Consider the following 24,099-nt stretch of genomic DNA (forward strand, 5'->3'; position numbering starts at 1 on the left):
TTTGGCTACAAGGATTGAAGGGTTGGAATTTTTGAATGAACAACTACTCAGTAGTTAGAAGCTAAAATCGCCATTGTCTGGCTGACTCCTAAATCCTGAATCCGCCGATGAAAAAGCAAATACCTCTGGCACGGTTTTACAGCTAGAATGTCAAGAAAATGGTACAAGTTGTAACAGTTTTAGGGTAACCTGATATGGTAGGATTTTTATGAAGGGTTTACTCTATATTATTGAAGCGTGACATTTGTTAAATAAGGTTGGCTGACTGAAAAACAGTGCCAAAAACAGCTCGACCTTTTGGCAAATGTTGTGATTGAATCAAACGTCTACAAGTTCTTAGACTTTAATGAATAACCGAGATATTAGTTTTAATTGTGCGTTTTAGAACAAAAAAACATCAGAAGTACTAATTTTTCAAAACTCTCTTTAGTAAGTCAAACTTGAAAATATGATACAGGATCGTTAAGAAAATAAAAACTTGAATAAGTGGCAACCTTAGCGTTTGGATTGCCAGCATAGGAAGTTATTATTTCCTTAAAGGGAAGCATCTATTGCAAGATATTGCAATATAGTCTGAAAGAAAAAATTTGTTAGTCAACTGCAACTGAGCCGAGTGAACGATAACAGCTATGTCTTACGTCTCCCTGCTGAAAAGTATACCAGAAATCATCAGCCAGCCAATTGGGATAGCAGCTATAGCGTCTCTTGGCATCCACGGTGCGATCGCCATGTTTGTGCCATTGATGCCTATGGACTCTAGCAAGCCCAAAGAAACAGCATCATCAAAAACAGTCGGACTTCTGGAATTAAGCCAAGCCGATCAAAGCCGCTTGCCCCAAACGACACCCCAAATTGGTTTACAACAATTACCGCCAGTAGCGCCACTTTCTCCTCCAAACTTTAGCGCTCAAACTCTTCTACCTCCATTAGCACCACCGCCATCAAGTCAGTTAGTACTGCCTCCGCTGCCTCCATCATCAAATAACTATCGGGTATCTTCGTTGCCTACAAGGCAGTCATTACGGATGATTCCTAGTGACAATTTGCGATTTGATGCCTCTAAATTTGATAGTTCTAAATTCAATAACACCGCCAAATTCACGCGTCCAGTTACCCCTTTAAATGAGAGTGATGGCAAATACGAGGCACCTAAGCTCCCAGCTCAACCTGGGTTGCCGAATTTGCAGCCGCAGCCAATCTCTAACGATCTTCTCCAGAATTCCCAATCTCAGGCTCTCGCTGAGACTAGCCCCATTACCACACCACAGCTAAATCCGACTTCAGCAATGACGCAGGTGGGTAATAATGATGGGTCTAAAATTGCTCAAAACTCGTTAATAAACTCTCTAAAACAAGCTCCAAGGAATGGAAATACCTTAATTGGAACTAGAGGAAGCACGCCTCAGGCAGCCGATTTATTTGGAAAAGGAACTCAACAGATTTCACAACTAGATTCTTATGCTGTTCTTAGAAAAGAAGTCCAACAACAGTACCCCAGCGCTGAACAAAAACCAGTTATCCGCGAAACACTAGCCACCGATAAGCCAAATCTAGAAGGCAGCGTTTTGGGTGTATTAGTAGTAGATGCTGATGGCAAGGTCTTAGATATCAAGTTCCAAGACAAGTTAGTTTCCCCGGAATTGCGAACAAAAGCTAGGGAATACTTTAGCAAGCAATCCCTCAAGGGAAATAAAAATATCAGCTCTTATCCATTTAACCTAGTTTTTCAAAACAACACTAGCAACACTACTGGAACTAATAGCCAAGGGCAAAAGTTAACACCATTATTTGCGCCTGGAGTCAATGGCAGTCAGCGGACTCCCTCAGCAGTACCTACTTCTAAGCCATTATCTGAAACACCAATCAGAACTAACTCACCTGCGTCTTTACCCACAGGTACTCTTAAACCATTAGTTTTACCAGGCTTCAATAAGAATCAGCCTAGTTCCTCACCGACAAGTACTCTCAGACCATTATCTGTACCGAGAGTCAATAGCAATCAGCTGCGCCCTTTCCCAACAGCTACTTCTAAACCATTGTCAGAAGTGCAAATCAAAAACAATCTGCCCACGCCTTCATCAGCAGCTAGCACTTCTCAACCATTAGCGCCAGGAGTAAATAAAAATCAGCAGACACCCGCTGCTGAAACTGAGCAAGAACTACTAGAACAGTTGCGCCAACTGAAGACAAAGAGAGAAAAGTCTAATCTAGAAAAATAGTTCCTGGCTATTGAAAGAATAATTTATTTAGGGAACTCCAAGAAATAAATTATCCCGCTTAAAGTTGCTTACTGTTGACTGTTGACCGTGAGCAGTGGGATATTTTTTTATTTGTTAGTCCCTTATTGGAAATATTTCAAACCCGGTTTTGAGACTTATAGTTGTTCCAATACTGCTCGGGTAAAGCATTTTTAACTCGGAATTGGGTTTGGGGAAAAGGTTAAAGGGTAAAGGTTAAAGGTTTTTTCTTTCCCCTTTCCCCTTTTCCCCTTAACCGACAAGTATTGATAGCTGTTCTCATTTGTTGAATGAGTTACATACACAGGTAGGGGGCACAGCTAGCTGTGTCCCCTAGTTATTGCTTAAAGTCATAATTTTTGTCTACTTACCAACCTTGTTCCGCATTCTGAAAAACGTAAGCAGCTAGGTCCAGAATCTCCTGAGAAGTTAACTTGTCTTTAAAGGCAGGCATAGCATTTTTACCATTTTGTACTTGATGGATAATCGCTTCGATTGAGTCGCTATCATAATCTTTTAGGTACTTTGACAATGCTTCCTTTTTCAAGGTTTTCTCGGTAATCAGGATGTTACCGCCACCGATATGGCAAGAAGCGCAATTAGCCTCGAAAATTTTAGCACCGTTGGATATTTCGGCAGCTAGTGCTGGACGAATGAATGTTAATTTGAATAGGGCGATCGCTAACAGTAGAATTAATAAAAATATTCTCAAAACAATTTCCTCGTAACAAGCCTCCAGGAAGAGTATAAACGCGATTAATCATTGATTAAGTCAAATTTGAGCAAAATTGGCGGTAACGAGTTCACCCCTCAATCGCCCCAGGTTCTTTAGCGTATTAAGGGGAGCAGGACTCGTTACCGCCATTTATCCATTTTGTGCGTCACTCTGGGAATGTGGCGTGTTGCTAGTTAGTAGCTCTATTTCACTGAAGCAAGCTGAGAAAACCGTCTTGTGTCAATAAGGATATTTCTAGCTTTTAACAGTGATTGTACCAATCATACCAGCACCACGGTGAGGTTCGCAGTAGAAGGTATACTCACCAACAGGTGCATCTGCGGGGAAAGTGGTTGTTTCCTTTTGACCAGGACTCATCAACATCTTTTTATGAGACAGAGATGCTGCTAATTCCTTGTTCTGACCTGGGTTTTTGCCAGGATCAAACACAACATTATGGGGAGGAACTTTATTGTTTATCCATTTAATCGTGTCACCTGGTTTAATTGTCAACTTTTTCGGTTCAAATGCCAGCATTCCTTTATCGCTACCCAGTTTCACCTCGTAGGTTTCAGCCGAAGCACTAGGAGTAAAAACAGCAAAGCTGCTAACAACTAAAAGGATTGTCAACACAGCTAAACTGAGGCGTCGCCAGCTTGCCGAAATTAATTTCATGAGTCTCTCCTGACCAATAATTTTTTTTCCTTTCTCATTTTAAATAAAATCAACACCAAATATGACAGATTGTCATAGATCAAATTTTTTTTTAAGAATGGAGAGCAATTTTCAGGAAAAAGCTATGCAAACAGTCATAAATACTAGATTGCTCTAGTCAAAAAGTTCGTGAATTATGGTAATGGATAAAATAAGAGATTGTTATTTTTTTCACTGTGAAAACAGGGTATTGGGTATTGGGTACTGGGAATTGGGGACTGAATTGTTCCCTATACCCTATGCCCTATGCCCAATACCCAATACCCAAAAACTCAGCACTCAGTACTAGTTCAGAGATTTAGTAATAAATTTTTCCGCCTCCCCACTTATTACCGACAACTTTCGGTTGTAGAAGAATATAACCGGCGATCGCTACCAAGTCGTCATCTGTCAGATTTCGCATTTCTGTGAAAATATCTGCGCTCTTAGTGCTTGGATGTAGTTCGGAAATTTCGTCTACCCCGTCATAAGTGGTGGGGTTTTTCATGTAATCCACCAAACCTTCAATATTATTACGGTTTGGTGTTGCCAATGCCAGAGCTTCTGGTTCTAGTCCCACATTCTGGTTGACCTTGGTAACGCCACCAACATGACATTGGGCACAAGCGTATTGAAATAAGGCTTTGCCTTCTTTGACTTGTTTGAGGCTAAGTACAACGGTATCTCCCTGAGCGTTTAATGCCACTGTTCGGGTAGCTTTGTCCAATTCCAGTGCTGTCGCGCTACCGACAACTAACTGAAATGTGAGTAAAAAAGTAGCCACAACAACGCCAATTAGTCTTCTAAACATGTTTCCCCTTAAAGATTTTGACGCTCAACACAGCTAAATAAAGCGATCCTCAATCTCCATAGCCTGCATCGTGAGACAGCCCTTGAGGTGACTTCGGTCACCCACCGAGTCGCTCACCTTTTAGGTCTGTTTGAGACGATATTTGAGAAATAATTGCCTTTGCATCCTCTAACGCCAAACGGGTCTTTTGGTGTTTGTCGGCAATTAAAAGTTGGTTGTACAGAGAAAACAATTTTTCTACAGGAATGCTGTAGTCATCTGCTATCTCTGCGATCGATAGGTCTGCAAAACCCATAATGCTTGTTAACTGATAGATAGAGATTGAGTCACTGTAATACCAATATCACGTTAGGAGTGCAATTTGTTGCCGAAAATACGGTTTGGGCAATGGGGAGTATAGGTAGATGGGCAAAGGAAGAATAACAACTCCTAACTAAGCACCCAGTACTGCCAATGCCTAAGATTATTAACCTTTCCCCAGGTAAATGTAACGCTTTAGATAAAGTAATAATTAAAAAAGGCTCATATATCAAGCTGGGTGGCTTCCTGTAATTCTTTAGGAAAATTAACGAAAAACTAACGTATCGTAACGCTGATGGCAATCACTCCCTACTGTAGCGATGGGTAGTGCATGATGAATTATCGTACTTCTGCAAAAAAGCTTAACCTAATTAAATGAGTATCTATAAGTTTGGAAAGCAGATACCCAAAGCAGTTAAGCTGTTACGCATTTAATTTGTACATTTACCTGATGACTGATGACTGTTAAGGGACTTCCAAATAAAAAAAATAATCAATCGCTTTGGAGAGACAAGGGAGAGGTATTGCTACCTTGTCTACCTTGTCTACCTTGTCTACCTTGTTCCCCTGCTCCTATTGGATGCAAAAATTGAGTAATGTAATTTTTGGATGTCCCTAAGCATTAACCGTCAACAGTCAACAGTCATCTAGAGTGTTTATATACTTTAGACGCACATCAGCTTAATCAAGAGATATTGCTTGTGTGAGTTAGCTACATATGTAAGTTAGGGAACTATATATTTATAGCGTTTCCTAGTAAGCCGGTGAGGTTAACTTGTACTCATTTGCTTAGGAAAGGCTATATGGGGATTTAAGAGATCGCCTGAAGCCGACGCTCCGACTTTTGGCAAAATCTAAAATCCAAAATAGTATGAGTTTACTTAAAAATACTAATTAATCCGAGTCAAACAAGAGGATAAACAATGTCATATACAGCCTACTTACGTTCAATTAAAAGTGAACTTCAAAGAACTGGTAAAACTCAAAAAAACTTACGAGTCAAAACTATCATAGAACAGTTTGGCTACCAGCGTAGAAGTCAATCATTCATAGATAATTTTAATACTGCTCTTGATGAAATAGGGCTTTGTGCAAATCCTAAATTTGATTTGTATATTCCATTAGATACAAAGATAGCTATTTCTATTAAAGGTGTAGAGCCAATCAATCAAGTAGGTGAATCTCAATTAATATCAGCCAAACTAAAAGAGGCAATTTCAGTCAAGCATGATTTTTTCTACTACTTATTTGATTTTGGCTCTGAACAAGAATATGAACGATTCCAAGCATGTTTAGATTCTCAGCAGCCGGTAGGTATTTTTTTGATTCCACAAGTAGAAGATTTCTTCTGTGATATTGTTGTCAAAATATTTAATTATGAATTAATTAGAAAATATCAGTATGGAGGCTATAATAGTATACCCAAAGTTGCCACTAAGAAAATTCCTACAAGTATTGCCTCAGATGATAAAGATTGTGAAGATGAGCAAGAAAAACCGATTTTTGATGCTAGCATTTTCCAGTTTTATCGCTCAACCATGACCAGCATTATCCTTGGCAACACTGGTTTAGAATTGCTTGATTCTGAAAAATTTGACCAGCAATTTGAACAGATCTCTCTATATGCTAATAAATATAATTCTGAACAGTTCTTTATTTTATTTCATTGCCCATCGGTATTAGAAATCCAAGCTCATCAGCAAGAAGATGCTTTAGGATACTTAGTAGATAGAGTTGCTAGTAAAATTCCTTTTACTTTTACTCTCAGGTGTAAATATCCAAATCAAGCTTCTATTGAAAATAAAGACGAAATATACGCTCATTTCCGTCTACTAATGGAACTTCCATATTATGAAATAGAGGAAGATGATGCATCTTTGGGAGATTATTTTTTAGAGTTACAAAAATCCCAAATCCAGGCTGAATCACAGTTATTTATGAAGATGAAGTCAGAGTATTTTTACACCTTGAAGTGGCAACAAGAAAGTAAAGAATATATATATCTCAAGTATTTTGCGATTAAAACTTTGGAAAGTCTAGGATATGGATTATCTAATATAGGCTGTGAAGTTGAGTTGACTTCTAGAGATGAGGAAACAATAGATGAAGATACATCAGATGATGATGGCGAGTATCAAAGTGAGATTATAGAAGTATATGTAAAAAATCAGGTAGTAGTGGAGATAGAAACTCTGAAATACCAAGAATTTCAGGATAATAATCTTTTCTTAGATTCAATTAAAAGAGTTTTGCGAAAATCAAAAGTATGGCCAAATAAACTAGAAAGTCTTTGGTTGGTAATTCCCGGTTTTGAGATTGCACGCAACTATTACCAACTGAAAAAAGCTAAGGAAATATTAGAGTATAAATTTTCTGAATATTATGGCGATCGCTTTCAGGTTGTAATCATGGCTCCTGATTATGAAAAACACCAAGTAGTCCCAGTATCATTTGACTCTATCGATTATCCATCTTTTGAGTATACAGTTAAAAAACCTAGCTTAACACAAGGATATCCAATTACTAACCGCATCAAAGAAATAAAACTTGACTTTAGCCAAGTACAAGGGCTAAACGAAGAAAAAGAAAAACTAACTAGACTCCTGAAGCTGCAATCTAAAGGACATAAGGGTTCAATTGGTGGAATTCTTTTTTATGGCTTACCAGGATGCGGTAAAACTCTTTTGGCAAATGCTTTTGCTAATGAATCTGGGAGATATTTCTTTAAATTCTCTCCGGCCGATATTATTAGCGTTTGGATAGGTCAAAGTCAAAAAAATATTCGAGATATCTTTGCTCAAGCGAAGAAAAAAGCTCCTTCGCTTTTATTCATTGATGAGTTAGACAGTATTGGGTTTAATCGGAACGAAGACAACGCACACACAGACCAAAAAGCAACAATTAACCAATTACTCATAGAACTAAATAATCTGCAAAATAGTGATGTAATTGTCATTGCTGCGACTAATTATTTGAGTGGTATTGATAGTGCTTTGAAACGTTCTGGTAGATTGGATTGGAAGATTCCTGTTTTCCCACCTGCTCAAGCAGAAAGAAGAGATTTATTTAAACACTACTTGTCAAAAATTGATATTCATCAGCTAGTTAACTTTGAAATTCTCGCAGATAAAAGTGCAAGATTTACTTCATCTGATATTGAGTTGGTTTGCCGGGAAGTTAGAAATGCTATTCTTCTAGAAGAAATAAATTCGGCTTTAACAACTTCAGATGTGATTACTTACATCAATAATCTGCAAGATGGCGGGTTAAGTCTTAACGAAGAACAAGTAAAGGAATTTTTGGAAGAGTGTAAGAGAATGAGTGTAAAGAATCCTAAGTTAGAAACCCTGAAATTAGAATGGGGATTGGATTAGAAATAGCTTCATAAAATGGCGTAGGCGTAGCCCGTCGTAGACATCGCTTATTTTGGCAGTGTTGGAAAATAACTGGACATCAACTTAATTAACCTCAAATAAAGCACGAGCTAATCCTGATTGGCGAATAATAGAGCGCAAAGTACCAACCCGTAATTCTTCGTAGTTAGGGATAGGAACAGTAATTGTTGAATCTTCGGTTTGCATCTGGATGATAATATGACTACCACGCTGACGCACTTGTACAAAACCATTCTCTTCTAAAATGCGACAGACTTCGCTGGCGGAAAGAACACGCAGTTTACCCAATATTCACCACTAAGCGTGTCACAAAAACTTCAGTGTGCATCCGTTCCTCGACTTCAGAAGGATCTGCTAATTCAAAAAAGAGTTGCAATGCTTCAATCAGATTATTCCGTGCTTCTTCAATCGTGTCTCCTTGGCTAGCAATATCGAATTCGGGACACAGCGATACATAGCCGTCTCCTTCCCGTTCAATAATGCCAGTGAGTTGTTTTGTTTGCTTCATTATGTATCTTTGGTTGAGATAGAGTTATTAATCTCGATTTTAAGTTATTGCTCAATCAGATCCCCAGATCCCCTATAAAGAGCGATCGGATCGCTTCCCACTCTCCATTTAAACTGAGTTTCGTAATCGGCGATCGCATCTCATACGTGTCAACTTTTGCCTTGGCGAATGGAATTTGCGGCTACACAGGCTTTCGTCCTCCTGCGCGGACTAAGGTCAAATTAAGGTTTTCAAACCCAGGATCGGTAGCTTTTGTTTGCGTAGACGCGGTTTATAACCGCCCATTACGCTTGGGAGATGGTATTTTTATTCATCAGTCTCAGGTATTACTTCTTTTGCTGTCGCTTCATTCTCAGAAATTTCAATGGCTTGTAGAACCTGTTTAACTATTTTTGGGTGCAATATTTTTCCTGAATGAAAAGGAATGACTACTCTCACTTCTTCTCGAAAATAAATCCTGTGACTTCCTTTACTTCTAATTTGAATAAAGTCTGCATCTAATAAAAGTTTTTCAGCTTCTGTTGCAGTCAAACGTGGCAGCTTAGGCAACTTTTACCTCTAAGGTTATTGTGAATGTTTCCTTGTTCTGAAGCGCCTGTTTTTCTGAATCTGACAAGGTTTCTATATAAAGCTCAACTGCTTCTTTAATATTTGCCTGTACTTCTTCTAGGGAATCACCTTGAGATTGACAACCAGGAAGTTCAGGAGAATAAGCATAATATCCATATTCATCTTTTTCGATAACAATGCTAACTTTATACGACATATCAAAATTACCTTATGTATCTTTGCTTGAGATAGATTTATTAATTTCGTAAAATCAACATTGAGATCGGGTTATTCTTAATGTTTAATTTACCAATTAACTACCGTTAGAATTGTTACCTTCGCAAATTCTAGATCGGCAGTCACTAAGCTTGCTGAATTTTGAATCGTCATTGCTGCAATTACTGCATCTGGTAATTTCAACCGATATTGCTGGCGAATTTCAATGATTTTCTTAATTAAAACACCATCACTCGCCACTAAACTGATAACCTCAACTCGTTGTAAAAAATGCTCAAAAAGTTGACTATCCTCTTGACTCAGCCCAGAAAACGCCAGAAATTCAATTTGGCTAATAACTGAAACTCCAATCCAATCAGCATCTTGAAGTAATTGAATAAGTTGAGAATTTCCTTGAAGCAGAGCTACTATCGCATTCGTATCCAACACGTAGCGATTACCATTCATCGCGTAGATTCCTCTGCATTCCTACCGCATCTCCCTGCCAAGTTAATCGCCCCACCAAATCGGAGAAATCATAATTAGGTTGTTGCTTTCCCTGTAAAGAAACTGGATTTAAAACAACTACAACGTTCACTTCAACAGCCGCTAACTGCGTTGGAATATTAAGATTTAAATATCCTGATTCATCAATTTTAGTCGTCAGTTTTAAAATTTCCATTGCCAAATAATTAGTAAACCTCATTTCATTCTAGATTTTGTAGAGCGAACATTGCTCAATCAGATCCCAAGAACCCCGACTTTTCAAAAAAGTCGGGGTTCTTGTCGCTGACGATAAATTTTCTCTTGTTCTCATTTTTCTCTCTTCTCCAGCCCCTAGCCCCAAAAAAATCTGTTACCAAAACTGCAACCACAGATGAGTCCGCTAGCTGCACCTATAAAATCAACATAAAGTTTCAGCAATATTACTGGCGACAATTAAATAATTTACTAATAATCGGAATTGATGCCGACGGGATAGAGCTGCAAATAATCACTGATTGAGGCTGTGAGGCTACAGAATGAAGAGAAGTGCAAAGTCTCAACGAGTTTGCTGGTGGTTTCTACCAAAATTGACCCGCTACAGTTTAACTTTATTGCTGAGTGCGATAATGCTTGCTGATGCTGTGGGAGCGACACCGAGAAACCGAGGGTTGCAGATAGCACAGCAGTCAGAAACCACTCAACAAAATGCCACTCGCGCTGCTGCGGAACGGGTTTTTCAAGAGGGGATGCAGCTTTATCAACAAGGTACAGCAGAATCACTGCGACAGGCGATTGCGAAATGGCAAGAAGCGCTGAAGCTTTGGCAACAAATTGATGATAAAGGCTCGGAAGCTGCCACCCTCAACAATATTGGCAGAGTTTACGACTTATTAGGAGAAAAGCAAGAAGCGCTCAAATACTACAACCAAGCTTTACCCATAATCCGTGTAGTGGGAGACAGAGGAGGGGAAGCCACCACCCTCAACAATATTGGCTTAGTCTACCACTCATTAGGAAAAAAGCAAGAAGCGCTCAAATACTACAACCAAGCTTTACCCATAAGCCGTGCAGTCGGGGACAGAGGAGGAGAAGCCACCACTCTCAACAATATTGGTGGTGTCTACGACTTATTAGGAGAAAAGCAAGAAGCGCTCAAATACTACAACCAAGCTTTACCCATACTCCGTGCAGTCGAGGACAGGGGAGTGGAAGCCACCACCCTCAACAATATTGGCAAGGTCTACGACGATTTAGGAGAAAAGCAAGAAGCGCTCAAATACTACAACCAAGCCTTACCCATACGCCGTGCAGTGGGGGACAGAGGAGGGGAAGCTACCACCCTCAACAATATTGGCGCTGTGTACTCCTCATTAGGAGAAAAGCAAGAAGCACTCAAATACTACAACCAAGCTTTACCTATACTCCGTACAGTGGGGGACAAGGGAGTGGAAGCCACCACCCTCAACAATATTGGCAAGGTCTACGACGATTTAGGAGAAAAGCAAGAAGCGCTCAAATACTACAACCAAGCCTTACCCATACGCCGTGTAGTCGGGGACAGAGGAGGAGAAGCCATAACCCTCAACAATATTGGCATAGTCTACGACGATTTAGGAGAAAAGCAAGAAGCGCTCAAACACTACAACCAAGCCTTACTCATACCCCTCTTCTGTCACTCTCCGAGATAAGCAAGTAGTAACAAAGTGAAATTATCCAGAAGCATAACAGGTTTTAAATTGATTCATTGCACTAATTAATTGATTGAATCCCAGCAATAATTTAGAATTTGGGAAAATATGTATCCAGGGATAAATTAACCAAAATAGTAAGAGTGGTTGGGCAATGAGACGCAGATTATTTAGAGTATTTTTCCATCCGCATTCATGGTTCCATTGTTGATGATTAGAAAAATCAACATCACTATTTTTTTGAACCTCAGCTTCAATTTGACGAGATTTATTTAAGCTTAAGAAGGCTGGAGAATTTAAACTAATCATTGTGTACACACAAAAAATAATTTCCCACCACCTTTCTATATGTTGAAAATTTGTGAACCGATAATCTGTCCAGCCGAGTTCCTGTTTACACTGTCGAAATCCATATTCTACCCAGGTTCTTAATCCATATAAATCGCCTAAAGTTTTTTTGAGTTTTCCTTGAAGATTTGTCATCACAAATGTTGTAGAATTTTCTGGCATGGTTTCTGGGTCAGTAGTTATTTCCCAGTAAGTTATGGCTCTTTTTTTACCATAAATTATTTCCCTAATGTATCGGGTTTCTGATTTTTGATTGCTAAATGTTCTTTCAAATTTACACCACTTATTAGCCCTAACGCTTTGTCCTGCTGGCAACCAGACTCCATGATTACTTCTTATTGCTACGACATAATCTAATTTATATTCAGCTACTTTTCTAATAAATTGGCTACTTTCACCATATAAACTATCTGCCAGTACCAGTTTAATGTTAAAACCTGATTCAATTAATTCTGTAATGATGTCTGACGCTAACTCTATTTTAGTTTTATATTTATCCTCCTCTTTTAACGTTCCTTTGGGTTTGAATACTTTTACAGTTAATGGAAACGTTATATTAGAATAAACTCCATAGGCATTGACTGAAACTATTCCATTATCGACTTTTCCTACACTTCCTAGATATTGCCTGGCTACATAATCAGTCTTTTTACCTTTTTTTCTATCTCCGGTTTCATCTATTACTACTGTAATCGCATTTCCATTTAGTGCTTTTTTAAGTTTATTTAATCTTAGTTGTTTTAATTTATCTACTGACCAGTCTGAATTGGCTAAAAAATGATGTAATGACTGTGCGGAGTTTATACTTACGACTTTCGCTATCTCTGGTAATGATTTTCTTTTAATTTGTGACATTATTCCCAGATGTAAATATTTGAAGCATTCATAATTTCTTACTTCTTTAAACAGGTCTTTATACTCTGCACAATATTCATCTATGGTCGCAACTGTTGGGTGAGCATCTCTTGCCAAATGTTTCAAAATTTGTAATTCTACATCCATTGCCCTACTTACCTTTCAGGGTTTTCTTTTTTTATTCTTTTATTTAGAATAACCGGAAAGTGACAGAAGAGGGATACTCCGTGCAGTGGGAAACAGGGGCGGGGAAGCCAACACCCTTAACAATATTGGCTTAGTCTACAACTCATTAGGAGAAAAGCAAGAAGCGCTCAAATACTACAACCAAGCTTTGCCAATACTTCGTGCAGTGGGGGACAGGGGAGGGGAAGCCACCACCCTCAGCAATATTGGCTTAGTCTACTCCTCATTAGGAGAAAAGCAAGAAGCACTCAAATACTACAACCAAGCTTTACCAATACTTCGTGCAGTGAGCGACAAGTCAGGGGAAGCTACCATCCTCTCTAACATGGCTAAACTAGAACGCGATCGCGGTAATCTAAAACAAGCTCAAACACATATTCAAGCAGCTATTAAAATCATTGAAGATTTACGCACCAAAATAGCTGACAAAGAACTACGCGCTTCTTACTTTGCCTCAGTCCAAGACTACTACAAGTTCTATATCGACTTGCTGATGCAACTGCACAAAAAAGACCCATCAAAAGGATACGATGCTTTGGCACTGGAAGTTAGCGATCGCTCCCGCGCCCGTGGTCTAATTGAACTACTAAGCGAAGCTAAAATAGACATCAAAAAAGGCATTGACCCAACACTTTTAGCAGAAGAACGCCGTCTACAATGGCAAATCAATGCTAAAGAAAAATTATTATCAGAACTATCATCTAAAAAAGAAACTCCAGAACAAGTTTTAGCGAACACTAAACAACAAATCGAAGACATACTCAAACAACAGCGAGAACTTCAGATACAAATCCGCGCCAAAAATCCTGAATATGCCGATTTGATATATCCCCAACCTCTGACTCTCAAAGAAATTCAGCAACAACTAGATAAAGACACACTGCTATTGCAATATTCTTTAGGTGAAGAACGTAGCTATCTTTGGGCTGTCACACCCGATTCTCTCTATAGCTATGAACTCCCAGGACGTGAAAAGATAGACAAAGCAGCCAAGAATTTATACAACAATTACTTAAAAAATCCGGGGATGCAGGGAGTTTCCCCAGAAGAAACGGCGAAAGCTGCTAATGAACTGAGTCAACTTATCCTCGCGCCTGTTGCTGATAAGTTGGGGCAAAAACGCCTAGTAATTGTTTGTGATGAAGCCCTACAATACATTCCCTTTGCGGCATTAACTGACCTAACCCCCCAGCCCCCTTCCCTATCAGGGAAGGGGGAGCAAGATAAACTCCCCTCTCCTCCCAGGAGAGGGGTTGGGGGAGAGGTCAATTATCAACCATTGGTAATCAACCATGAAATTATCAGTTTACCTTCCGCTTCCACCATTGCCATTCTTAGGAAACAAATCAAAGGGCGGATAAAAGCACCGAAAACCCTCGCTATCCTTGCAGACCCAGTATTTAGCGCTAATGATGAGCGATTTACTGGTAAACCCTCCAATGTTGCTAATAATAACATTGACCAGCAACTAGAAAACTCTGCCCTAAAGCGGTCGATGAGAAACATCAACCGCAGCGAAATTCAAAGACTCGAAGGCACAGAACAAGAGGCGCGGGAGATTCTCAAACTTGTCTCACCCTCAGAGAGCATCCAAGCTTTTGGTTTTGACGCTAACTACAACTGGGCTACCAGTGACCAACTGAGTCAATACAAGATGCTGCATTTTGCTACCCACGGCTTCCTAGACAGCACTGACCCAGAGTTATCAGGAATTGTCCTTTCCCTGATAGATAAACAAGGTAAGTCCCAAAGAGGCTTTTTACGCCTCACTGATATCTTTAACCTCAACTTCCCAGCGGAGTTGGTGGTGCTGAGTGCTTGCGAAACCGGGCTGGGTAAGGAAGTTAAAGGAGAAGGGTTAGTGGGGTTGACAAGAGGATTAATGTATGCAGGTGCAGCACGGGTGGTAGTGTCTTTATGGAGTGTTGATGATGAAGCGACATCGTTATTGATGAGCCAATTTTACAGCCAAATGTTGCAGCAAGGGAAAACTCCGGCTGCTGCCCTCAGAGCCGCACAACTCAAAATGTGGTCACAAGAAAAGTGGCGTAACCCCTATTCTTGGTCGGCTTTTACCCTCCTGGGTGAATGGCGGTGAACGTTATAACCCCTTTTCAAACCTCTCCCTCACAGGGCTACGGTGTACACACAAATCTTTTAGAGTTGCTGCGTAACGTAGGCTAAGTTAATTTTTGCAGGTTGATCCAATAAAGGTACAGGTCGATGCAACTAAGGTGCAGGTCAATGCAATAAAGGTACAAGTCGATGCAACTAAGATGCAGGTTAATGCAATAAAGGTACAAGTCGATGCAACTAAGGTGCAGGTCAATGCAATAAAGGTGCAGGTCGATGCAACTAAGGTGCAGGTCAAAAGGGAAGGGGGCTGGGGGTTAGGTTTGAAAGAAAGTCGCACACGGCACTGTGTAGTAAATACTGTAAGAGGTTGTTTAAAAAGTGGTTGGCTGTGATTTTAGGCACTTATTGATCCCCCCTAGCCCCCCTTAAAAAAGGGGGGAACCGCAATTAAAGTCCCCCTTTTTAAGGGGGATTTAGGGGGATCTAAAACGTTTTGCTACCGAGAAGAGGACTTTTCAAACATCCTCTAAGACAAAATTTATTAGGAGTGATTTTTCATGAAAAGCATATTTCCATCCAGACAATTTATTCTTCCCTGCGTAGCAACAATTGGAGTAGGAATTTTGGGGTTTTGGGCTTCAGTCTCAGCCGAACCACAAACCCCACCTAGCTTTACCAAAGTTGAAAATCCCGGAGAATTTAAACTAGAAGGAAAAGGGGAGCCTTCCGTGCTAAATCAGAAAGAAAAACTCCCCGGAGAACGAGCAATTATTGGTTCAGATGACCGTATCCCCATGACTAGCAGAGACTACCCTTGGTCAGCCATTGGTAAAATCGAGGGGGTAGATGCTGATGGTGGTGGTTACAGTTGCACGGGAACGTTGATTGCTGAAGACGTTGTTTTGACAAATGCTCACTGTGTCATTAACCCAGAAACCCGAAAAGTTAGTCAAGCGATCGCATTTGAGCCAAACTTAGTTAATGGTGTCGTCAAAAGTAAAAATGATATAGCCTACGCCACTAATGTTTATTACGGCACAGACTTTAAAAATGGCGATTTAGCAGATTACGCAAACGACTGGGCGGTTTTGAAGCTCAATAAGCCTATCGGTAAAAAATATGGTTATTTGGGCTGGAAATCCCTACCATCTTCTCGTTTGGTTGGCGATACGAAAAAGTTCGCTTTGGTAGGTTATTCTGGTGATTTTCCCAACCCCAAGAAAAAAGGTTATGAAACTCTAACTGCTGGTGAAAGTATGACTGCTGGCGTTCACCTCAAATGCAGTATTTTACGTCATCAAGATAAGTTATTTTACCACAACTGTGATACTAATCATGGTGCTTCGGGAGGTGCAATTATCGGTAATATAAACGGCAAATATTATATTTTCGCCCTCCACTCCGGCTCAAACGAGGTTAATGGATTGCTGTTGAATCGTGCGGTGGAAATGTCTCGCTTGGATGAGTGGTTGCAAGGGAATTAAGCAAGCCTAATAGAGCAGAATTCAGGAGTCAGAATTAGAATAGTCTCTATCAGGAAATAGGGGAGTGGCACAGCAAGGGAGGCAGCGGAGGCAAAGAAAGCAGGGAGAAGAATAACTATTACCCAATGCCCAATGCCCCATGCCCCATACTCTATTCTGCGGCGGTAGAAGTCAAAGACATTGTTTCCCATAACACCATATGTGGTGTTGTGAGTACAGGCTGGTGTAAGGCAATCAGCTGCGCCAAGGTGTTCTTTAATTGGGTACGAGGTACGATATCATCAACAAAACCGTGTAAGAGTAAATCTTCAGCAGTTTGAAAATTTTCAGGTAATTTTTCGCGTAAGGTTTGCTCAATCACTCGCCGACCGGCAAAACCAATAGTTGCCTTGGGTTCTGCCACAATAATATCGCCCAACATGGCAAAACTAGCGGTAACACCGCCTGTTGTAGGATTTGTCAAAACGGGAATATATAATAATCGAGCGTCTTGATGGCGCTGTAGGGCTGCGGATATTTTCGCCATTTGCATCAAGGAAAGCATTCCTTCTTGCATTCTTGCGCCACCAGAGGTACAGACGATAATTACAGGATAGCGCCGTTGAGTGGCTTGCTCAATCATTCGGGTGAGCTTTTCTCCCACAACCGAACCCATGCTACCACCCATAAACCGGAAATCCATTACCCCAAGGGCAACAGGCAAGCCATTGATTTGACCCAAACCAGTTTTAACTGCGTCTATTAAGCCAATTTTGTCTTGCATTTCCCGTAGGCGATCGCTATATAATTTGCGATCGCGAAATTGCAGGGGATCGGTTGGACGCAAATGCTCGTCCAGTGGTTTCCAGGTATTGTGATCTATCAATTGACGGATACGTTCATCGCTATCTACGCGATTGTGATGACCACATTCGACACAAACCATCTGATTAGCTCTCAGGTCTTTTGTGTATGTCAACACACCACAACTAGAACATTTATGCCATAGCCCATCAGCAATTTCACGTTCTTGACGTTCGAGGCTGGTAGACCCTGATTTACGTCGATTTGCAAACCAATCAAATAGAGACTTTAAACCGCGTGATTCTTCGTTGTTAGCCATTTTTATCTTATTTTAAGTGGGTATGAGATCGAAAACATATCAAGCCATATCGGGTTATCCTTAGCCATTAGCCATTAAACATTTGTTTTTACCAATGAATAATGACTACATTGTCAAATTAAGCTTTTAAGCAATTCAGACCTTAATTTTCATCTTTGGTTGCCAGCTTAACGAAAATGCTTATGCCAATACAAGTCTTTTGCTCTTTTTTTAGAGGACTTATTATATCAATCTAGTGACAAAGCCATACAAATGCTAACCTCCAAATAAGATGCTCTCTCCTCCTACCCAAATCAATTATTCGTTTTGCTGGATCATAAGCAATCAGCATTGGTTTCATTAGTTGTGCTTGCTAACGGATAATCGTCGTTAACAGAGTAATACAAGTCACAAGCTAAATCTTATCAAAATGTGAAGGGGTGATGAGGTAATGCAGGTTACAGTCACGAATTATTATGAGGGATTGGGGATCGGGGACTGGGTATTGGGTACTAAGTATTGGATATTAATTTTTAATTCCTATCCCCAGTCCCCATTCATGACGCTGGAAAAAACAACCGCAGGTAGGTAGATAAAATAATTTCGCCAACAAACAGAGTAATTACAGATCCTAAAGCCAAAAAAGGCCCAAAAGGTATCTTTTGTCCTAACCGTTGTCGTCCTCCGATAATCGCACCGCCACCTACTAACGCTCCCAACGCACAGGCAATAAAACTGGCCAAGAGCAAGTATTTCCAGCCTAACCAAGCTCCCATCATGGCTGCTAACTTAGGGTCACCCGTACCCATTGCAGCTTTACCGAAGGCAATCGAAGCTAATAGGACGATCGCTTCAAATAGCCATAAGCCCAATACTGCGCCAACTATCGCCATCATCAGGTGATTTACCAAAGCTACAGAACTAGACTCTGGTAAAAAACCAACCATCATTTGAAATAAAATCCCCACCACTAAACCCGACTTAGTAAGTGCATTGGGTAGGGTCATTGTATCTAAATCAATCAGCGATAGCGCCAATAACCAACTACAAAAAGCCCAATAGCCTATTGTTAAAGTTGAAACTTGGAATACCAAAAAAACCAGCAAAAAAATTATGCCCGTTACCCCCTCTACCACAGGATAACGGACAGAAATTTTGCTTTTGCAATATCGACATCGGCCTCTTAAGGAAATCCAGCCGAATACAGGTATATTGTCGTAGGCTTTTAGCTGATTTAAGCAATGTGGACAACGAGAAGGTGGCCAAAGAATTGACAACCCAGCAGGTAGTCGATAAACAACAACATTGATAAAACTGCCAATACATGCACCCAAAGCAAAGACAATTACACTCGCCGGGATGGCGAACAAAATGTCCATATAGTCATTTGTCCTTTGTCATTTGTCCTTTGTCATTTATCCTTTGTCATTTGCCCTTTGTCGAGAGCTAATGACTAATGACTAATGACTAATGACCAATGACTGATGACTAATACATGTGCGATTCAATTTGACTCAAGGGCACAAAGCACTCTTGAGGTAAGAGAACTGGCTGGTTAGTAAAAATAACCTTACCTCGATGATTCACGCGATTAATTGCTACACCGGAAGGTTGCCCAGCTATTTCGGGATGTACTTCACAGTGAGTATAGTAGATCTGCCCAGCGGCTCTGATTACGGCGGTGTCAATCAAAGACGGGTGATTTTTTGGGGCGGTAAAAGTTGTTTGGCCTTGTCGTAATGCGTACACTATCGACTGTTATTTGATTGCTAGATTTCTCTCTAGTCTACTCGAAACTTATGGCAACGGTTGCCAAATTGCCAAGGTTGGATTAAGAAATTATTGAGCTTCAAGAGCAGAAATCAGTGCATTGCCCATAGCGCGGCAACCTAAAAGATTTTTTCCAGGAGAAATTATATCCCCAGTGCGATCGCCTTGTTCTAAAACTTGTAGTACGGCTTTTTCTATATTGTCTGCGGCTTTCGGCTGATCTAAACCGTAGCGTAACATCATCGCCGCACTCAAAACTTGTGCCAGAGGATTTGCCTTATCAAGTCCAGCGATATCTGGGGCGGAACCATGAACTGGTTCAAACACACCAGGTCCAGAAGCGCCCAAACTAGCGGAAGGTAACATCCCAATACTACCTGTGAGCATGGCAGCAGCATCAGAGAGAATATCACCAAACAAATTGCCTGTGACGATGGTATCGAACTGCTTGGGAGCGCGTACCAACTGCATAGCAGCATTATCTACATAAAGATGAGACAGTTCGATGTCTGGATATTCTGAGGAAAGTTGAGTAATGCGATCGCGCCACAACTGAGATACTTCTAAGACGTTCGCTTTATCTACTGAACAAAGTTTGCCCCCGCGTTTGCGGGCTGCTTCAAAAGCCACTCGTCCAATGCGATCGATTTCTGATTCGGTGTAAACCATTGTATTGAGACCGCGTTTTTCACCCGTTTCGGTGGCAAAAATTCCCTTGGGCTTACCGAAATAAATCCCACCAGTGAGTTCCCGCACCACCATAATATCCACGCCTTCCACAACTTCGCGCTTCAAAGTCGAAGCATCGATTAGCTGGGGCAAAATTTTGGCTGGGCGTAAATTGGCAAATAATCCCAAACCCGCACGTAGCCCCAGCAAACCTGCCTCTGGGCGTAAATTTGAAGGTAGAGAATCCCACTTGTAGCCACCAATGGCAGCGAGTAATACAGCATCACTATCGCGGCAAGTATCTAAAGTCGCAGAAGGCAGAGGTTCGCCTGTGGCGTCAATTGCTGCACCACCGATGAGAGCTTCTGGGAATTCAAACTGAATATCAAATTGCTTCCCTACGACTTTCAGCACATCTACCGCCACTGCCATAATTTCAGGGCCAATGCCATCGCCGGGTAATAGTGTAATGCGGTAGTTCTGGGTCATAGCTCGTTTCTATTGGGTAAATGCTTGCAGATCAAATATCATACCGAGCAAAACGTACCGATGGAGTTTTTAATTTATTTAGATGTTTGCTGCCTGAATCCCTGCGTCAGTAACCAAACACAATAACCCATTAGTTTACAAGCCCAGACAATACCGCTGATTTTGGCTAATTTTCAACCTGTTGACGTACTCAAAACTCAATTATCCTTTGTCACTGGATGTAGTTGTCTCCCTAATCAAGCTTTTAAACACTCATCCAATCATTTCATCAGTTGTAGTGTGATTTTTGAGAGTGCTTAGTGAGTTCAAACCTAAGCACAGAAGCTTTTATAGATAATTTCAAAAAAACTTTCTGAAACCCCTTGACACCTCTTGTAGTATTTTGTAGCATAAATGTAATGAAGCGAAAGACAAGCTTCTCAAGAGTCAAAGTGATGTTCTACATACAACTAAAGGACAGGCGTTGGAATAAACCAAAGTCCCCAATCAACAAAGCGGCTTCTACTTGCAAACCATTGGAAGTAGAGGCAAGAAACGAAAAAAATTCTCAGTTTGCACTGTTACAAACTACTGAATACATCAGGAATATCCAACAGATTTATTACCTAGAATTTCCGTTGCTTTCCTAAGATTTTCTAACAGTAAAAGCTAATTTATCTGAACCTTGAAAACTGAATAATAAATGGGCAAGTTCACCAACAAAACATGTGCCTAAAAACCAAAAATTTTAGGCACAGATTCCCAAAAATCGGGGTGTAGCTCAATTGGCTAGAGCGTTCCGTTGTCTGCGGAAATGTTGCGGGTTCAAGTCCCGTCACCCTGGTTGAAGTCCCGTAGGCGAATAGTTGAAGCCGTCAGCCTCTCAAGCTGAAGACTGCGAGTGCAAATCTCGTCGGGACTCCCAAACGGCTGAGTAGCCAAGTGGTTGAAGGCATTGGTCTGCAAAACCGACATCGTGAGTTCAAATCTCACCTCAGCCTCTGGTGTCGCAGTGTAGCTTAACGTAAAGCCCCTGGCTCATAACCGGGTCGATGCGGGTTCAAATCCCGCCACTGCTACCAAATGCAGGGATGGTGTAACGGCAACACCTCGTGACTCCAAATCCGATGTTCTGGGTTCAAATCCTAGTCCCTGCGTCAATCATGCCCCTGTAGACGAATGGTTAAGTCGCTGTTCTTTCAAACCAGAGATTGCGGGTTCAAGTCCCGTCAGGGGAATCATTATGGGTCGATGGCCGAGTCTGGTTGAAGGCGACAGTCTGTAAAACTGTTCTTTTTTGCACGCAGGTTCAAATCCTGCTCGACCCACTGTGGAGAGGTGGCTGAGTGGCTCAAAGCGTCCTCCTGCTAAGAGGAAGCGGATAGTTAATATCCGTCGCAGGTTCAAATCCTGTCCTCTCCGTTTTGAGAGTGTGGTGTAACTGGATAACATCTCAGTCTACGAAACTGAAGATTTGAGGGTTCAAATCCCTCCGCTCTCGTTACATGGGAGAGATGATGGAGTGGCTGATTCGAGTTGAATTAAACCAGTCCACTGGGTAAAATCCATCTCTCCTCTTTATCCTCCGGTAGCTCAGTTGGTAGTTAGCGCCTGTCTGAAGAACAGGAGGTCGTCGGTTCGATTCCGACCTGGGGGGCTTCGTTGCCTCATAGCTCAATGGCAGAGCAAGCGGCTGTTAACCGCGCGGTTGTAGGTTCAAGTCCTACTGAGGCAGCCTTGAAGAGGACAAGGGGACAAGGGGAGGGGGTGACAAGGGGAGATGATTTGCTCCCTCTTCTCCTTGTCTCCCTGTCCCCTTGTCCTCTCATTGCCGGGTGGACGAATTGGTAAGTCGCATCGCTCTGAACGATGAGGTTGCAGGTTCAAACCCTGCCCTGGCAATAAAGCCCTGTGGTGTAATTGGCAACATAGCGCCCTTTGAAGGCGAAGATTCCAGGTTCGAGTCCTGGCGGGGCTGCCAAACTTGCTCTTGTAGCCCAACTGGAAGAGGCTGCCGTCTCAAAAACGGTAAGTTGTGGGTTCGATTCCCACCAAGAGTACCAAAATTTGCTCCTGTAGCCCAATTGGAAGAGGTGGCAGACTTAAAATCTGTTTCGTTGTGGGTTCGACTCCCACCAGGAGTACCAACGGGGTGTAGCGCAGCTTGGTAGCGCGTCTGCTTTGGGAGCAGAATGTCGCAGGTTCAAATCCTGTCACCCCGATATGCCCCTGTGACGGAACTGGCATACGTGCTGGAATCAGAGTCCAGATTTTGCAGGTTCAAATCCTGTCAGGGGTACTAAGCTCTCGTGGCGGAATGGAAGACGCACTAGACCGAGGATCTAGTTTTTTGCAGGTTCAAATCCTGTCGGGAGTACCAAGTTTGCCCTTGTAGCCCAACGGAAGAGGCGCTTCGCTTAGAACGAAGAGGTTGCTGGTTCAAATCCAGTCAGGGGTATTGGTGAATATGCGGGGATGAAGCAAGAGTGGCTTGGAGGTCTCATAAGCCTCATATCAGCAGGTGCAATTCCTGCCCCCGTCACCAAAATTTAAGCTGGTGTAGCTCAATTGGCAGAGCAACTGACTTGTAATCAGTAGGTTGCAGGTTCAATTCCTGTTACCAGCTTGATTATAAATTACTGAGATAATTTGTAACTAGGAAATCCTATGAAAAAGTATGAAACGAATTGCGATCGCTCAAGACACCCTAAAAATTCTCGAAGCCGGTCACTACTTCTCTCCTGAAGGTAAGCAAATTAATATTGGCCGAGAATTAGTATCCTGTATTGCTGGGACGGAATACTACGAGCCGGAAACTCTTTCAGCGATCGCTCGAAATATTCTCTCAGGTAATTCTCAATTTGCAAAGACTGAATTTACAGTGAGAAATGAGACAACGCTTATGGGAGCCGAACGCACAACGCGATGTCTACGATGGGCTACGCCTAGGCAGAAATTTGAAAGAATTGGAGTTCTCAGTTTTGCTTCTGCTAAAAATCCTGGTGGTGGATTTCTCAAAGGCGCTCATGCTCAAGAAGAAAGCTTAACACGCAGTTCTGCACTGTACAAAAGCTTGTTGAAGTGTCGCGAATACTACGATTTTCATCGCGCTCATAAATCCTTGCTCTACTCAGATCACATCATTTACTCTCCTGGTTGTCCAGTATTCCGAAAAGATGATGGCACTCTGCTCGAAGAAGCTTATTTGGTCGATTTTATTACGAGTTGCGCTCCTAATACTGGTCAAATTTGGAGAAAAGAGCCTGAAAGTGTAGAAAAAATCAGAGAAATCTTGTATAAACGCGGTGAAAAATTATTATCTCTGGCTGCTTCTAAAGGTTGCGATGCCTTAATTTTAGGAGCTTGGGGATGCGGTGTTTTTAGGAACGATCCATCAATGGTTGCTCAGATGTTTGCAGACTTCTTATTAGTAAATGGTCAATTTTGGGGTAAATTTAAAAGCGTTCTATTTTCGGTTCTCGATTCGAGCAAAGAAAGCAGGACTTTCACAGAATTTCAAAGGCGATTTCCCTCGAATTCATAAAGATTTTTCCTCACGAATAG

General features: G+C 41.3%; 20 protein-coding genes, 20 tRNA genes and 2 pseudogenes. 27 read left to right on the top strand and 15 right to left on the bottom strand.

Annotated elements, in window-relative coordinates; translation table 11 throughout:
- Window positions 1-629: 629 nt before the first annotated feature.
- Window positions 630-2,219, top strand: coding sequence for a hypothetical protein (locus ACFG4S_RS23735; RefSeq protein WP_392531437.1), 1,590 nt, complete (start codon window positions 630-632; stop codon window positions 2,217-2,219).
- Between the two features lie 385 nt (window positions 2,220-2,604).
- Here ACFG4S_RS23735 and petJ read toward each other — a convergent pair whose 3' ends face one another.
- From petJ to ACFG4S_RS23755, 4 genes are all read right to left on the bottom strand, one after another.
- Window positions 2,605-2,949, bottom strand: coding sequence for a cytochrome c6 PetJ (petJ, locus tag ACFG4S_RS23740; protein ID WP_392531438.1), 345 nt, complete (start codon window positions 2,947-2,949; stop codon window positions 2,605-2,607).
- A gap of 258 nt (window positions 2,950-3,207) precedes the next feature.
- Window positions 3,208-3,627, bottom strand: a complete 420-nt coding sequence (gene petE, locus ACFG4S_RS23745; RefSeq protein ID WP_392531439.1) for a plastocyanin — start codon at window positions 3,625-3,627, stop codon at window positions 3,208-3,210.
- Window positions 3,628-3,964: 337 nt separating this feature from the next.
- Window positions 3,965-4,456, bottom strand: coding sequence for a photosystem II cytochrome c-550 (gene psbV / locus ACFG4S_RS23750; RefSeq protein ID WP_392531440.1), 492 nt, complete (start codon window positions 4,454-4,456; stop codon window positions 3,965-3,967).
- A 97-nt stretch (window positions 4,457-4,553) separates the two neighbouring features.
- A complete protein-coding gene (locus tag ACFG4S_RS23755; protein WP_392531441.1) occupies window positions 4,554-4,751 on the bottom strand; it encodes a hypothetical protein in 198 nt (65 codons plus the stop codon).
- Window positions 4,752-5,679: 928 nt separating this feature from the next.
- Here ACFG4S_RS23755 and ACFG4S_RS23760 point away from each other — a divergent pair.
- The gene (locus ACFG4S_RS23760; RefSeq protein WP_392531442.1) at window positions 5,680-8,130 is read left to right on the top strand and encodes an ATP-binding protein; all 2,451 of its coding nucleotides are present in this window, start codon (window positions 5,680-5,682) and stop codon (window positions 8,128-8,130) included.
- Between the two features lie 84 nt (window positions 8,131-8,214).
- On the opposite strand, the gene ACFG4S_RS23765 is transcribed toward ACFG4S_RS23760, so the two are convergent.
- From ACFG4S_RS23765 to ACFG4S_RS23790, 6 genes are all read right to left on the bottom strand, one after another.
- Window positions 8,215-8,439 carry a type II toxin-antitoxin system HicA family toxin gene (locus ACFG4S_RS23765; RefSeq protein ID WP_392531443.1) on the bottom strand — a complete coding sequence of 75 codons (225 nt, stop codon included), beginning with the start codon at window positions 8,437-8,439 and terminating at the stop codon, window positions 8,215-8,217.
- Window positions 8,432-8,659, bottom strand: coding sequence for a type II toxin-antitoxin system HicB family antitoxin (locus ACFG4S_RS23770; RefSeq protein WP_392531444.1), 228 nt, complete (start codon window positions 8,657-8,659; stop codon window positions 8,432-8,434). Before ACFG4S_RS23770 ends, ACFG4S_RS23765 begins: the two co-directional genes overlap by 8 nt.
- 306 nt (window positions 8,660-8,965) lie before the next feature.
- Window positions 8,966-9,208 carry a type II toxin-antitoxin system HicA family toxin gene (locus ACFG4S_RS23775; RefSeq protein WP_392531445.1) on the bottom strand — a complete coding sequence of 81 codons (243 nt, stop codon included), beginning with the start codon at window positions 9,206-9,208 and terminating at the stop codon, window positions 8,966-8,968.
- On the bottom strand, window positions 9,201-9,425 hold the full coding sequence (locus ACFG4S_RS23780; RefSeq protein WP_392531446.1) for a type II toxin-antitoxin system HicB family antitoxin: 225 nt from the start codon (window positions 9,423-9,425) through the stop codon (window positions 9,201-9,203). Before ACFG4S_RS23780 ends, ACFG4S_RS23775 begins: the two co-directional genes overlap by 8 nt.
- 89 nt (window positions 9,426-9,514) lie before the next feature.
- Window positions 9,515-9,892: a type II toxin-antitoxin system VapC family toxin gene (locus ACFG4S_RS23785; protein ID WP_392531447.1), complete on the bottom strand. Its 378-nt coding sequence runs from the start codon at window positions 9,890-9,892 to the stop codon at window positions 9,515-9,517.
- Window positions 9,882-10,130, bottom strand: a complete 249-nt coding sequence (locus ACFG4S_RS23790; RefSeq protein ID WP_392531448.1) for a hypothetical protein — start codon at window positions 10,128-10,130, stop codon at window positions 9,882-9,884. Before ACFG4S_RS23790 ends, ACFG4S_RS23785 begins: the two co-directional genes overlap by 11 nt.
- Window positions 10,131-10,446: 316 nt before the next feature.
- On the opposite strand from ACFG4S_RS23790, the pseudogene ACFG4S_RS23795 reads away from it, so the two are divergent.
- Window positions 10,447-11,565 (top strand): annotated as a pseudogene (locus ACFG4S_RS23795) (tetratricopeptide repeat protein); the annotation flags it as partial.
- A gap of 54 nt (window positions 11,566-11,619) precedes the next feature.
- Here the strand turns inward: ACFG4S_RS23795 and ACFG4S_RS23800 are convergent.
- On the bottom strand, window positions 11,620-12,948 hold the full coding sequence (locus tag ACFG4S_RS23800; protein ID WP_392530294.1) for an IS701 family transposase: 1,329 nt from the start codon (window positions 12,946-12,948) through the stop codon (window positions 11,620-11,622).
- 79 nt (window positions 12,949-13,027) lie between these two features.
- Between ACFG4S_RS23800 and ACFG4S_RS23805 the strand changes: the two are divergent.
- The 3 genes and pseudogenes from ACFG4S_RS23805 to ACFG4S_RS23815 all read left to right on the top strand — a co-directional run.
- A pseudogene (locus ACFG4S_RS23805) lies at window positions 13,028-15,085 on the top strand (CHAT domain-containing protein); the annotation flags it as partial.
- 94 nt (window positions 15,086-15,179) lie between these two features.
- A complete protein-coding gene (locus tag ACFG4S_RS23810; RefSeq protein WP_392531449.1) occupies window positions 15,180-15,455 on the top strand; it encodes a hypothetical protein in 276 nt (91 codons plus the stop codon).
- A 165-nt stretch (window positions 15,456-15,620) separates the two neighbouring features.
- Window positions 15,621-16,547 carry a trypsin-like serine peptidase gene (locus ACFG4S_RS23815; protein ID WP_392531450.1) on the top strand — a complete coding sequence of 309 codons (927 nt, stop codon included), beginning with the start codon at window positions 15,621-15,623 and terminating at the stop codon, window positions 16,545-16,547.
- Between the two features lie 151 nt (window positions 16,548-16,698).
- Here the strand turns inward: ACFG4S_RS23815 and accD are convergent, their stop codons facing one another.
- The 4 genes from accD to leuB form a co-directional block, all read right to left on the bottom strand.
- Complete coding sequence (gene accD / locus ACFG4S_RS23820; protein WP_392531451.1) at window positions 16,699-17,649, bottom strand: acetyl-CoA carboxylase, carboxyltransferase subunit beta; 951 nt, start codon at window positions 17,647-17,649, stop codon at window positions 16,699-16,701.
- A 536-nt stretch (window positions 17,650-18,185) separates the two neighbouring features.
- Window positions 18,186-19,007, bottom strand: a complete 822-nt coding sequence (locus ACFG4S_RS23825; protein ID WP_392531452.1) for a prepilin peptidase — start codon at window positions 19,005-19,007, stop codon at window positions 18,186-18,188.
- 109 nt (window positions 19,008-19,116) lie between these two features.
- The gene (locus ACFG4S_RS23830) at window positions 19,117-19,377 is read right to left on the bottom strand and encodes a hypothetical protein (RefSeq protein ID WP_392531453.1); all 261 of its coding nucleotides are present in this window, start codon (window positions 19,375-19,377) and stop codon (window positions 19,117-19,119) included.
- A 90-nt stretch (window positions 19,378-19,467) separates the two neighbouring features.
- Window positions 19,468-20,556 (bottom strand): 3-isopropylmalate dehydrogenase, encoded by a 1,089-nt coding sequence (gene leuB / locus ACFG4S_RS23835; RefSeq protein WP_392531454.1) that lies wholly within the window; start codon window positions 20,554-20,556, stop codon window positions 19,468-19,470.
- Between the two features lie 749 nt (window positions 20,557-21,305).
- On the opposite strand from leuB, the gene ACFG4S_RS23840 reads away from it, so the two are divergent.
- From ACFG4S_RS23840 to ACFG4S_RS23940, 21 genes are all read left to right on the top strand, one after another.
- Window positions 21,306-21,379 (top strand) — tRNA-Asp (locus ACFG4S_RS23840).
- A gap of 4 nt (window positions 21,380-21,383) precedes the next feature.
- A tRNA-Glu gene (locus ACFG4S_RS23845) sits at window positions 21,384-21,460 on the top strand.
- A gap of 3 nt (window positions 21,461-21,463) precedes the next feature.
- Window positions 21,464-21,536: transfer RNA gene (locus ACFG4S_RS23850), tRNA-Cys, on the top strand.
- A 7-nt stretch (window positions 21,537-21,543) separates the two neighbouring features.
- Window positions 21,544-21,617, top strand: a tRNA-Ile gene (locus ACFG4S_RS23855).
- Window positions 21,618-21,620: 3 nt separating this feature from the next.
- Window positions 21,621-21,692 (top strand) — tRNA-Trp (locus ACFG4S_RS23860).
- Between the two features lie 9 nt (window positions 21,693-21,701).
- Window positions 21,702-21,773 (top strand) — tRNA-Glu (locus ACFG4S_RS23865).
- Window positions 21,774-21,780: 7 nt separating this feature from the next.
- Window positions 21,781-21,863, top strand: a tRNA-Tyr gene (locus tag ACFG4S_RS23870).
- Between the two features lie 4 nt (window positions 21,864-21,867).
- A tRNA-Ser gene (locus ACFG4S_RS23875) sits at window positions 21,868-21,957 on the top strand.
- 4 nt (window positions 21,958-21,961) lie between these two features.
- Window positions 21,962-22,036, top strand: a tRNA-Arg gene (locus ACFG4S_RS23880).
- 81 nt (window positions 22,037-22,117) lie between these two features.
- Window positions 22,118-22,192 (top strand) — tRNA-Phe (locus tag ACFG4S_RS23885).
- A gap of 6 nt (window positions 22,193-22,198) precedes the next feature.
- Window positions 22,199-22,270, top strand: a tRNA-Asn gene (locus tag ACFG4S_RS23890).
- A 94-nt stretch (window positions 22,271-22,364) separates the two neighbouring features.
- A tRNA-Gln gene (locus tag ACFG4S_RS23895) sits at window positions 22,365-22,437 on the top strand.
- 3 nt (window positions 22,438-22,440) lie between these two features.
- A tRNA-Gln gene (locus tag ACFG4S_RS23900) sits at window positions 22,441-22,516 on the top strand.
- Window positions 22,517-22,521: 5 nt separating this feature from the next.
- A tRNA-Leu gene (locus ACFG4S_RS23905) sits at window positions 22,522-22,598 on the top strand.
- A gap of 6 nt (window positions 22,599-22,604) precedes the next feature.
- Window positions 22,605-22,682 (top strand) — tRNA-Leu (locus tag ACFG4S_RS23910).
- A 1-nt stretch (window position 22,683) separates the two neighbouring features.
- Window positions 22,684-22,757, top strand: a tRNA-Pro gene (locus tag ACFG4S_RS23915).
- Between the two features lie 3 nt (window positions 22,758-22,760).
- Window positions 22,761-22,834, top strand: a tRNA-Leu gene (locus tag ACFG4S_RS23920).
- A gap of 4 nt (window positions 22,835-22,838) precedes the next feature.
- A tRNA-Leu gene (locus ACFG4S_RS23925) sits at window positions 22,839-22,915 on the top strand.
- 5 nt (window positions 22,916-22,920) lie between these two features.
- A tRNA-Leu gene (locus ACFG4S_RS23930) sits at window positions 22,921-22,993 on the top strand.
- 95 nt (window positions 22,994-23,088) lie between these two features.
- Window positions 23,089-23,161: transfer RNA gene (locus tag ACFG4S_RS23935), tRNA-Thr, on the top strand.
- A gap of 51 nt (window positions 23,162-23,212) precedes the next feature.
- On the top strand, window positions 23,213-24,079 hold the full coding sequence (locus ACFG4S_RS23940; RefSeq protein ID WP_392531455.1) for a TIGR02452 family protein: 867 nt from the start codon (window positions 23,213-23,215) through the stop codon (window positions 24,077-24,079).
- The last annotated feature ends 20 nt before the right edge of the window (window positions 24,080-24,099 follow it).

Origin of the sequence: Nostoc sp. C117 (assembly GCF_043099735.1) — a bacterium.
Lineage (GTDB): Bacteria > Cyanobacteriota > Cyanobacteriia > Cyanobacteriales > Nostocaceae > Nostoc.